Annotated in this window: 9 protein-coding genes and 1 tRNA gene; 3 read left to right on the forward strand and 7 right to left on the reverse strand. The window is 69.8% G+C overall.

The genetic code is table 11. The features are described 5' to 3' along the window. The 6 genes from PSH25_RS22100 to PSH25_RS22125 all read right to left on the reverse strand — a co-directional run. A partial coding sequence (locus PSH25_RS22100; RefSeq protein ID WP_238660890.1) for a serine/threonine-protein kinase occupies window positions 1-426 on the reverse strand: 426 nt, incomplete at its 3' end. Between the two features lies 1 nt (window position 427). Further along, window positions 428-1933: a peptidoglycan D,D-transpeptidase FtsI family protein gene (locus PSH25_RS22105; protein WP_238660891.1), complete on the reverse strand. Its 1506-nt coding sequence runs from the start codon at window positions 1931-1933 to the stop codon at window positions 428-430. Further along, window positions 1930-3420 carry an FtsW/RodA/SpoVE family cell cycle protein gene (locus PSH25_RS22110; RefSeq protein ID WP_238660892.1) on the reverse strand — a complete coding sequence of 497 codons (1491 nt, stop codon included), beginning with the start codon at window positions 3418-3420 and terminating at the stop codon, window positions 1930-1932. The genes PSH25_RS22105 and PSH25_RS22110 overlap by 4 nt, the downstream gene beginning before the upstream one ends. 30 nt (window positions 3421-3450) lie before the next feature. Next, window positions 3451-4920 carry a PP2C family protein-serine/threonine phosphatase gene (locus PSH25_RS22115; RefSeq protein WP_238660893.1) on the reverse strand — a complete coding sequence of 490 codons (1470 nt, stop codon included), beginning with the start codon at window positions 4918-4920 and terminating at the stop codon, window positions 3451-3453. Further along, a complete protein-coding gene (locus tag PSH25_RS22120; protein ID WP_238660894.1) occupies window positions 4917-5402 on the reverse strand; it encodes an FHA domain-containing protein FhaB/FipA in 486 nt (161 codons plus the stop codon). The genes PSH25_RS22115 and PSH25_RS22120 overlap by 4 nt, the downstream gene beginning before the upstream one ends. Before the next feature lie 6 nt (window positions 5403-5408). After that, window positions 5409-6197, reverse strand: a complete 789-nt coding sequence (locus tag PSH25_RS22125) for an FHA domain-containing protein (protein ID WP_007454122.1) — start codon at window positions 6195-6197, stop codon at window positions 5409-5411. A 207-nt stretch (window positions 6198-6404) separates the two neighbouring features. On the opposite strand from PSH25_RS22125, the gene PSH25_RS22130 reads away from it, so the two are divergent. The 3 genes from PSH25_RS22130 to PSH25_RS22140 all read left to right on the forward strand — a co-directional run bounded on the left by PSH25_RS22130 (window position 6405) and on the right by PSH25_RS22140 (window position 8473). After that, a tRNA-Leu gene (locus tag PSH25_RS22130) sits at window positions 6405-6490 on the forward strand. 64 nt (window positions 6491-6554) lie between these two features. Then, a complete protein-coding gene (locus tag PSH25_RS22135; RefSeq protein WP_238660895.1) occupies window positions 6555-7670 on the forward strand; it encodes an NAD-dependent epimerase/dehydratase family protein in 1116 nt (371 codons plus the stop codon). Continuing rightward, window positions 7667-8473, forward strand: a complete 807-nt coding sequence (locus tag PSH25_RS22140) for a WecB/TagA/CpsF family glycosyltransferase (protein WP_238660896.1) — start codon at window positions 7667-7669, stop codon at window positions 8471-8473. Before PSH25_RS22135 ends, PSH25_RS22140 begins: the two co-directional genes overlap by 4 nt. A 66-nt stretch (window positions 8474-8539) precedes the next feature. Here PSH25_RS22140 and PSH25_RS22145 read toward each other — a convergent pair. Next, window positions 8540-9765: S8 family serine peptidase (locus tag PSH25_RS22145; protein WP_238660897.1), on the reverse strand; the 1226-nt coding region annotated here is incomplete at its 5' end.

Raw genomic sequence — 9765 nt, forward strand, 5'->3', positions numbered from 1 at the left:
CAGGAGGTTGCCCGGCTTGACGTCGCGGTGCACGATGCCCTTCTCGTGCGCGGCGTGCAGCGCGTCGGCGGCCTGCGCGACGAGGGCCATCGTCCGGGCCGGAGTGAGCCGACCGACCCGGCTCAACGTGGACGACAGGGCGTCACCCTCGACGTACTCCATGACCAGGAAGGCGATCTGCTGGTCATTGCCGAAGTCGTAGACGTCCACCACGCCGGGATGGTTGATGGTGGCCATGGTGCGGGCCTCGCCGCGGAACCGCTCGCCGAAGTCCGGGTCGTCGAGCAGCGCGGGGAGCAGGCTCTTCACCGCGACCGTCCGGCCGAGCACCTGGTCGGTGCCGCGCCAGACGTCGCCCATGCCGCCGCTGGCGATCCGCTCGTCGAGGCGGTAGCGGTTGCCGAGCTGCACGCCGGGGCTGAGCATGTCAGCGACCCCCTGGGTCGGCGATGGCGGCCCGCATGATCTGGCCGGCGATCCGAGCGGCCTCGCCGCTACCACCGGGGCCGGCCTGCTCCAGCACCACGCAGACCGCGGAGACCGGGTTGCCGTTCTTGTCCAGAGCGAAGCCGATGAACCAGCCATGGTCGGGCCGGTCCGGAGCGGACTGGGCGGTGCCGGTCTTGCCGCCGACCGTGTAGCCGTTGATCGCGGCCTTCCGCCCGGTGCCGTTCTGGACCACGCTGACCATCATCTCGCGCAGGTCGGCGGCGACCTGCGGCTCGACGGGCTGACGCAGCTCCCGCGTCTTCGCGGTGTAGTAGCTGGTGGTCCGGTCCGGAGCGAGCAACTGTCGCACCAGGTACGGCCGCATCTGGCTGCCGTTGTGGGCGATCGAGCCGGCGATCATGGCGCCTTCGAGGGGCGTCATCCGGACGTTGTTCTGGCCGATGGAGGACTGGGCCAGGGCGGCCGGGTCGGTGCTGCCGTCCGGGTTCTGCATGGTTCCGGTCTGACTTGCCGCCGTGGGCAGGCCGCCCTCGCCGAGCTGGCCGACGGTCAGGTCGTCCTGCTCGAACCCGAACTGGCGGGCCTTCTCCTTGAGGGTCTCCGCGCCGAGCCGCACGCCGAGCTGGGCGAAGCCGGTGTTGCACGACTCGGTGACCGCCGCCAGCAGGGTGACCTGCCGCTCCGGGCAGATCGACGGCTCGGCGTTGCGGATCGGGGTGCCCGAGGTGGGCGCGGTGTAGCTGGGACCGGCCGGGATCTGGGTGGACTTGGTGACGCCGTTCTCCAGCGCCGCCGCGGCTACCACGATCTTGAAGGTGGAGCCCGGCGGCAGCGTCTCGGAGAGCGCGCGGTTCTTCAGCGGACCGTCCGGGTCCTGTTCCAGCTTGTTGTACGCCGCCGATGCCTCGTTGGTGTCGTGGCTGGCCAACGGGTTCGGATCGAAGCTCGGCATGGAGACCAGCGCCTGGATCGCACCGGTACTCGGGTCGATGGCGATCGCCGCGCCCCGCTTCGCGCCCACCTGGTTGTTGCGCAACTGGTCGTACGCCACGTCCTGCGCCCGCTTCGAGAGCGTGAGCAGCACGTTGCCGCCGCCGGTGTCGTCGCCGGTGAACATGTCCTTCAACCGGTCGCCGATCAGCTGGTCGCTGGTGCCGGCCAGGAAGTCGTTCTCCACCCGCTCGATGCCCTGGTCGGCCAGGTTGACCGGCTTGTAGCCGAGCACGTGGGCGTACTTGGCGCCGCCCGGATAGGTGCGCAGGAACTTCAGGTTGCCCGTCGTTTCCTTGCTCGTGGCCAGGGCCGTGCCGCCGGCCTCGATGTTGCCGCGCTTGCGGTCGTACTCGGCGACCTGGACCCGACCGTTGTAGTCGCTGGTGCGGTATTCATCGGCCTTGTATGCCTGGATCCAGTTGAGGTTGGCGAAGAGCAGACCGAACAGGACCATGACGACGACGCCGACCCGGCGCAGGGGTGCGTTCACGGCTTGATCACCTCCGTGGGAGCACCGTGCAGCTGCTCGGGCGGGCCACCGCTGGGACGGGCCGCCTTGCCGCCGCCTCCGGTCACCGGTCGGCGGGCGCCGTCGGAGACCCGCAGCAGCACCGCGATGAGCAGCCAGTTGGCCATCAACGACGACCCACCGGCGGACAGGAACGGGGTGGTCTGACCGGTAAGCGGGATGAGCTTGCTGATCCCGCCGACGATCACGAAGACCTGGAGGCCGAGAGTGAACGCCAGACCGCCGGCGAGCAGCTTGCCGAACGAGTCCCGTACGGCGAGCGCGGCGCGCAGCCCGCGCTCCACGATCAGCAGGTAGACGACAAGCAGCGCGGAGAGCCCGAAGAGGCCGATCTCCTCACCGATGCCGGCGAAGATGAAGTCGTTCTGGACCTCGGGCAGGATCTCCGGCTGGCCACCGCCCGGCCCGGCACCGAAGAGCCCGCCCGTGCCCAGGGCGAGCAGGCCCTGCACGAGTTGGTAACCCTTGTTGGTCGGGTCGGCGAACGGGTCGAGCCAGATCTCCGCCCGTACGTAGAAGTTGGCGAACGGCCCGCCGACCGTCGAGCCGAGGAAGTAGGCGAGGTACGCGCCGCCGAAGAAGAGGACCAGGCCGATCAGCAGCCAGCTGACCCGTTCGGTGGCGATGTAGAGCGTCACCACGAACATGCCGAAGTAGAGCAGCGAGGTGCCCAGGTCCTTCTCGAAGACCAGCACCAGGACGCTGATCAGCCAGACGCCGACCACCGGGCCGAGGTCACGGCCGCGCGGGAAGTCGATGCCGAGGAAGCGCCGGCTGGCCAGCGACAGCACCTCACGCTTACGCACCAGGTAGTAGGCGAAGAAGACCAGCAGCGCCAACTTGGCGAACTCACCCGGCTGGATGGAGAAGCTACCCACCCGGATCCACAGCTTCGCGCCGTTGATCTCGGAGATGCTCGACGGCAGCACCGCCGGGATCATCACCAGCACGATGCCGGCCAACCCCAGGGTGTACGCGTACCGCGAGATCGAACGGTGGTCGCGCATGATGGCGAGCAGGCCGGCGGCGAGGATCACCGCACCGAGCGTCCAGGCCAGCTGGCGCCCGCCCTGCCCCGCGAAGACGGCCAGGCTCTCCCGCTCGGCCACCGGGGCGTCGCCCAGGTCGATCCGGCGGAGGAAGCCCACCCCGAGCCCGTTGAGCAGTGCCACCGCCGGCAGCAGCGCCGGGTCGGCGAACGGGGCGAGGAACCGGATGACCAGGTGCAGGCCGAGGAAGACCGCGCCGAGCGCGGCGGCCGGCATCCAGAAGTCCGGGGTGACCGTGTCCAGCAGGTTCGCCTCGACGGTCGCCCCGTACGCGGCCACCAGCACCATCGCGAGCAGCAGTAGGGACAGCTCGGCGTTGCGGCGCGACCGCGCCAGGCGTACGCCGGATTGCTCGCCCGCGGTCGCGGGCGAGGGTGCCGGTGTGGCCGCTACGGTCACGGGTGGAGTCCTCAGGATCTCAGCCGACGCTCACTCAGGAGACCGGCAACCGGCCGGGTCGAGCGCCGGCGTGGCCGAGTCGGAGGGCGTGACGTCGGGTGTGGTGGTCGCGCCGGCCCCACCGAGAGCGGTGGTGGCACCGACGGTCGGGCTTGCGCTGACGACCCCGTTGGGGGTCGGCGACGCGTTGGCGCTCGGGCTGCCATTCGGGGTCGGCGTCGAACCGATCGGGGTCGGTGAGGGCGTGGTGCCCCCGGTGACGCTCGGGTCGAGCGGGCAGAGCGGCTTCAGGTTGGGGTTGCTGGGCGTGTCGCTGGTCAGCTCGGCGAGCTGACGCTCGGCGTCCGGCTCACTCTTGGCCCGAATGCCGACCTTGACGGTGTCCTGTGCGGCGACCGTGAGGTCGTCCAGCCGGGTGCCGCTGCGGCGGTGCACGCTGGACAGGTCCATTCCGGCGATCTGACCCTGGACACCGCGGAAGACGGCGACTTGGCCCTCTTCGGTGGCTCCCACGTAGTACTGCCGCTGGGTGTACGTCCAACCACCGAACGCCGCACCGCCGACGATCACCAGCAGGGCCAGCGCCATGGCGGCGGTCCGGACCGGGCGTCGCTTCGGTCGGTCGGCGTCCTCGTCGGAGGCCGCCGGCTCCTCGGGCGCGGCCGGACGCGGCGCGGAGAGCGCCGAGGCTCGGGCGGCCGGAGTCGAGTCGTCGGCGGAGGTCGCCATGCCCCGGTCCCGAGCGGCGGCGCCGCCCACGATCGGGGTCGCCTCGACGATGTCCTGGTCGGTGGCGTCGGCGATGATCACCGTGATGTTGTCCGGCCCACCGCCGCGCAGCGCGAGCTGCACCAGCCGCTCGACGCACTGCTGCGGGTCGGGGTATTCCCGCAGGGTCTCGCCGATGGTCTCGGCGCTGACCACGCCCGAGAGGCCGTCGCTGCAGATCAGGTACCGGTCGCCGGGCATGACCTGGCGGACCGAGTATTCCGGGTCGATGTCCCGACCGTCGAGGGCACGGGTGAGCAGCGACCGCTGCGGGTGGCTGCTCGCCTCCTCGGCGCTGATCCGGCCTTCGTCGACGAGCATCTGGACGTACGTGTCGTCCTTGGTGATCTGCGCGAACTCGCCGTTGCGCAACAGATAGGCCCGCGAGTCGCCGATGTGGACCATTCCCAGCTTGCTGCCGGTGAAGAGGGTCGCCGTCAGCGTGGTGCCCATCCCCTCCAGCTGTGGGTTGGCGTCCACCGTGTCGCGGAGTTGTTGGTTGGCGGTGCCCACGGCCGAACGCAACGCATCGACGAGAGCGTCCCCCGGGACGTCCTCGTCGAGCGGCGCCATGGCACCGATGACGATGTTGCTGGCGACGTCACCGGCGGCCATACCGCCCATGCCGTCGGCAACGGCGAGTAACCGCGGCCCGGCGTAGACGGAGTCTTGATTGCCGTCTCGGATCAGACCGCGGTCGCTGTGGGCCGCATAGCGCAGGGTCAGAGTCATGGCCGTAATTCGAGGGAAGTGCGGCCGATCCGGATCGGCACGCCGAGGGGGACGGGGGTTGGTCCGGAGACCTTAGCGCGATCGAGGTACGTGCCGTTAGTCGAGCCGAGGTCCTCGACGTACCACTGCCCGTCACGCGGCACGAGCCGGGCGTGTCGCGCGGAGGCGTAGTCGTCGGTGATGACCAGGGTGGAGTCCTCAGCCCGACCGATGGTGATCTGCGCTTCACCGAGAGTGATCCTGGTGCCGGCCAGCTGACCGGCGGTCACCACCAGCTGGTGCGCCGCTCTGCCCCGCTTCACCTTCGCTGGTTTGGACGCCTGCCCCGTCGAGGCGCCCACCGCGCGTGGCGCGGCCACCAGGCGACCGGACCGGGCGCCCGCGAAGAGGTCCCGGCGGATCACACCGACCACCGTGAACACGAAGATCCACAGCAGGATCAGGAATCCGAACCGGGCAACGGTGATGACCAGTTCCGGCAAGGCGGGTCAGCCGTCCACGCGGAAGGTCAGCGTCGTCGTCCCGAGCTGGACCATGTCACCGGGGTTGAGCGCGACGGCGGAGACCCGCTGCCCGTTCACCATGGTGCCGTTGGTCGAACCCAGATCGGTCAGCACGACCTGGCCCCCGTCGAAATCCAGCCGGGCGTGTCGCCGGGAGATGCCGACGTCGGGCAGCCGCAGGTTGGCCTGGTCGCCGCGACCGATCACCGTCGACCCCATCTGGAGGGGGTAGGTGCGACCGTCGCCGGAGACCAGCCGCACGTTGCGACCGCCACCGTGCCCGGGCGGCGGGCCGTAGCCACCGCCCTGGTCGTACGCGGGGTAGGCGGGCGGGCCGGCGTCGTAGCCGGGTGCCGACACCGGGGCGACCTCGCCGCCGGTGTAGACCTCGGCCGTGACACGGAACATGCCCGTGTCCAGGCCCTCGCCTCGCTCGATCTCGACGATCACGTCGCCGTAGACCGTCCACGCCTGCTCGCCGATGAACTCCGCCTGCGACTGGGCCAACTCCTGGGCCAGCGCGGCGGCGTACGGCGCCAGCCGACTGTGGTCGAACGGCGAGAGATCGATCACGTAGCGGTTGGGCACCAACGTGCGCCCACCGGCCAGGATCGCCTTGTGCGCCTCGGCCTCCCGCTGCATGGCGTTGAGGATCTCCACGGGGTGGACCACCCCTTTGAAGACCTTGGCGAAGGCCCCTTCGACCAGGCCTTCCAGACGCTTCTCGAAGCGTTGCAGCACGCTCACCGGCTCCTCCTCGGGTCCCGAGGACATGATGGTATCCGGCCGGCGCGCGCGCAGCTCACACGCCGCTCGGCCGGCTGCTCTCGACCCGTTCGGAAGGGCCGGGACTGTCGTGCTAATCTTTCGTCCGCCACGAACGGTAATCGCTCGTGGCGAGCGCCAGGGACAGCGTAGTATTCCCGAGGCCCGTTGGAGACAGCGGGGCCGGGGCGGCTAAAGTGTTCCGGGCTGTGCCACGGGGATGTGGCGGAATGGCAGACGCGCACGGTTCAGGTCCGTGTGCCCGAAAGGGCGTGGGGGTTCAACTCCCCCCATCCCCACCAACGACGAGGGCTCCGCTTGATGCGGGGCCCTTCCGTCATATCGGGGCGTGCCGGACGTCACGCTATGCTCCGATGGATTCTGCCTCCGATGGACCAGGAGTGGCGTGTGAGTGTCGCGTTGGTGACAGGGTCGGGCGGTCTGATCGGCTCCGAGGCGGTCCGGCATTTCGCCGGCCTCGGTCTGGATGTCGTCGGCATCGACAACGACATGCGCCGGTACTTCTTCGGCGAGGACGGCTCCACCTCGTGGAGCCTGGAACGGCTCGGCCGTGACCTGGGTAACGCGTACACCCACTTCGCGGTCGACATCCGGGATCGCGACGGCCTGGAGCAGGTGTTCAAGAAGTACGGCTCGGACATCGCCGTGGTGATCCACAGCGCCGCGCAGCCGAGCCACGACTGGGCGGCCAAGGAGCCCTACACGGACTTCGACGTGAACGCTGGCGGCACGCTCAACATCCTGGAGAACACCCGCCGGCACGCGATCGAGGCGCCGTTCATCCACTGCTCGACCAACAAGGTCTACGGCGACCGGCCCAACAGCCTGCCGCTCGTCGAGCTGGAGACCCGGTACGAGCTGCCCGAGGACCACCGCTGGTACCAGGGCATCACCGAAGAGATGTCGATCGACAACTCACTGCACTCGATCTTCGGCGCCTCCAAGGTCGCCGCGGACGTGATGGTCCAGGAGTACGGGCGCTACTTCGACATGCGGACCGCCTGCTTCCGGGGCGGCACCCTGACCGGCCCGGCGCACTCCGCGGCCGAGCTGCACGGGTTCCTGGCCTACCTGATGCGCTGCGTCATGGAGGGCCGGACGTACAACCTCTTCGGTTACAAGGGCAAGATGGTCCGGGACGCGATCCACTCGCACGACGTGCTGACCGCGTTCGAGGCGTTCTTCCGGGCTCCGCGATCCGCGGAGGTCTACAACCTCGGCGGCGGCCGGCACTCCAACATCTCCCACATCGAGGCGTTCCGCATCGCGGAGGAGATCACCGGCCGCGAGGCGCGGATCAACTACGTCGAGCAGAACCGCACCGGCGACCACCAGTGGTACGTCAGCAGCATGGCCCGGTTCGAGGCGCAGTATCCGGACTGGAAGATGACGTACGACGTGCCGATGATCCTGCGGGAGATCTACGAGGCCAACGTGGACAAGTGGGTGGCCCAGTCATGAGCGCCCGAACCAAGCGTAACGTGCTCGGCGTCCTGGTCGACGCCACCGACTACGCCTCGGCGACCGACGCGGTGGTGACCGCGGCGCACGAGCGGCGCCCTCTCGCGCTTACCGCGTTGGCCGTGCACGGTGTGATGACCGGGGTGCTCGACCCGGCGCACAACGCGCGACTCAACTCCTTCGACGTGGTCACGCCGGACGGGCAGCCGGTGCGGTGGGCGCTCAACCTGCTGCACCACGCCGGGCTCAGCGACCGGGTGTACGGGCCGACCCTGACCCTGCACGTGCTGTCGCGCTTCGCCGACGAGGGGCTGCCGGTCTACCTGTACGGCTCGACCGAGGAGACCCTCGCCCGGTTGATCCCGGCCCTGGAGCGGATGTTCCCCGCGCTGAAGATCGCCGGGGTGGAGCCGTCCAAGTTCCGTGCCGTCCAGCCCGGCGAGGACGCCGAGATCGCCGACCGGATCCGTTCCAGCGGCGCCCGGTTGGTCCTGGTCGGGCTCGGCTGCCCGCGCCAGGAGGTCTTCGCGTACGCCATGCGGCCGCTGCTCGACATGCCGTTGATGGCGGTCGGCGCGGCCTTCGACTACCACGCCGGGCTGCTGCGCCAGCCCCCGGCGTGGATGCAGCGTGCCGGCCTGGAGTGGTTCTGGCGCCTCGGTCTGGAGCCGAAGAGGCTCTGGCGCCGTTACGTCATCCTCAACCCGGCATACCTGAGCCGGCTCGCCGCGCAAAAGGTGGGCCTGTGGAAGGCCCGCCCGCCGGCACCGGCCACCGAGCGGCCGGCCACCTTCTCGGTCTGAGCCCGATCCGTACGACGCGAGGCCCCACCCGGTGTTCCGGGTGGGGCCTCGATCGTGGGGAACCGGTCAGACGGTCAGGGTCCAGGTGTTGATGTAGCCGATGTCGGCCGAGTAGGTGTCCCGCACCTGAAGTCGCCAGATGCCGTCGGCGGCCTCACCGGACACGTTGGCCGTGTACGTGGCGTTCACGTTGTCGGCGCTGTCCGAGGTGCTGCTGTTCTTCAACCGGTACGCGCTGCCGTCCGGGGCGAGCAGGTCGATGACCAGGTCACCGCGGTAGGTGTGCACGATGTTCACCGCCACCGTGGAGGCCGAGGAGGCGTTGCGACCGCAGCCGGAGATGGTGATCGAGCTGGTCACCGCCGCGCCGGCGTCCGGGATCGACACGTCGGTGCCGTTGGTGCCGGTGCAGCCGGTGGGCGGCGGCGGGGTGGTGCCGGTGCCCACGTAGAGCAACAGGTTCGGCGAGCCCGAGCCAGGGTTGCCCACCACGTTGGGGGTCGCGCTGGCCACCAACTGGTTGCGGACCTGAGCCGGGGTCCAGCTCGGGTTGGCGCTCGCCACCAGGGCCGCCGCCCCGACCACGTGCGGCGTGGCCATCGACGTGCCGCTGATCGTGTTGGTCGCGGTGTTGCTGTTGTACCAGGCCGAGGTGATCGACGAGCCGGGCGCGAAGATGTCCAGGCAGGTGCCGACGTTGGAGAACGACGACCGGGCGTCCGAGCTGGTCGTCGAGCCGACCGTGATGGCCTCCGTGGTACGCGCCGGCGAGGTGTTGCACGCGTTCGCGCCGTTGTCGTTGCCGGCCGCCAGGCCGTACGTGACACCCGAGGCGATCGAGTTGCGGACGGCGTTGTCCAGTGAGCTGTTCGCGCCGCCGCCGAGGCTCATGTTCGCCACGGCCGGCTTGATCGCGTTCGCGGTGACCCAGTCGACGCCGCCGATCACACCGGCGTTGGTGCCACTGCCGGAGCAGTTCAGCACCCGTACGCCGACGAGCTGGACGGCCTTGGCCACCCCGTACGCGGACCCGCCGACGGTGCCGGCCACGTGCGTGCCGTGCCCGTTGCAGTCGTCGGCCGACCCGCCGTCAACCGCGTCGTAGCCGGAGGTGGCCCGGCCGCCGAAGTCGTTGTGGGAGAACCGGATGCCGGTGTCGATGATGTAGGCGTGCACGTTGCTCGCCGTGTTCGGGTAGGTGTAGGAGCTGTCCAACGGCAGGTTGCGCTGGTCGATCCGGTCGAGGCCCCAGGAGGGCGGGTTCGCCTGCGTGCCGGAGATCGAGACGGTGG

This window comes from Micromonospora foliorum (assembly GCF_022229015.1).
Lineage (GTDB): Bacteria > Actinomycetota > Actinomycetes > Mycobacteriales > Micromonosporaceae > Micromonospora > Micromonospora foliorum.

What these genes read in the sequence shown, in the direction of transcription:
- PSH25_RS22115 (WP_238660893.1), bottom strand. Translation starts at nt 4,920, where the DNA reads ATGACTCTGACCCTGCGCTATGCGGCCCACAGCGACCGCGGTCTGATC.
- PSH25_RS22125 (WP_007454122.1), bottom strand. Translation starts at nt 6,197, where the DNA reads ATGTCCTCGGGACCCGAGGAGGAGCCGGTGAGCGTGCTGCAACGCTTC.
- PSH25_RS22135 (WP_238660895.1), top strand. Translation starts at nt 6,555, where the DNA reads ATGCTCCGATGGATTCTGCCTCCGATGGACCAGGAGTGGCGTGTGAGT.
- PSH25_RS22140 (WP_238660896.1), top strand. Translation starts at nt 7,667, where the DNA reads ATGAGCGCCCGAACCAAGCGTAACGTGCTCGGCGTCCTGGTCGACGCC.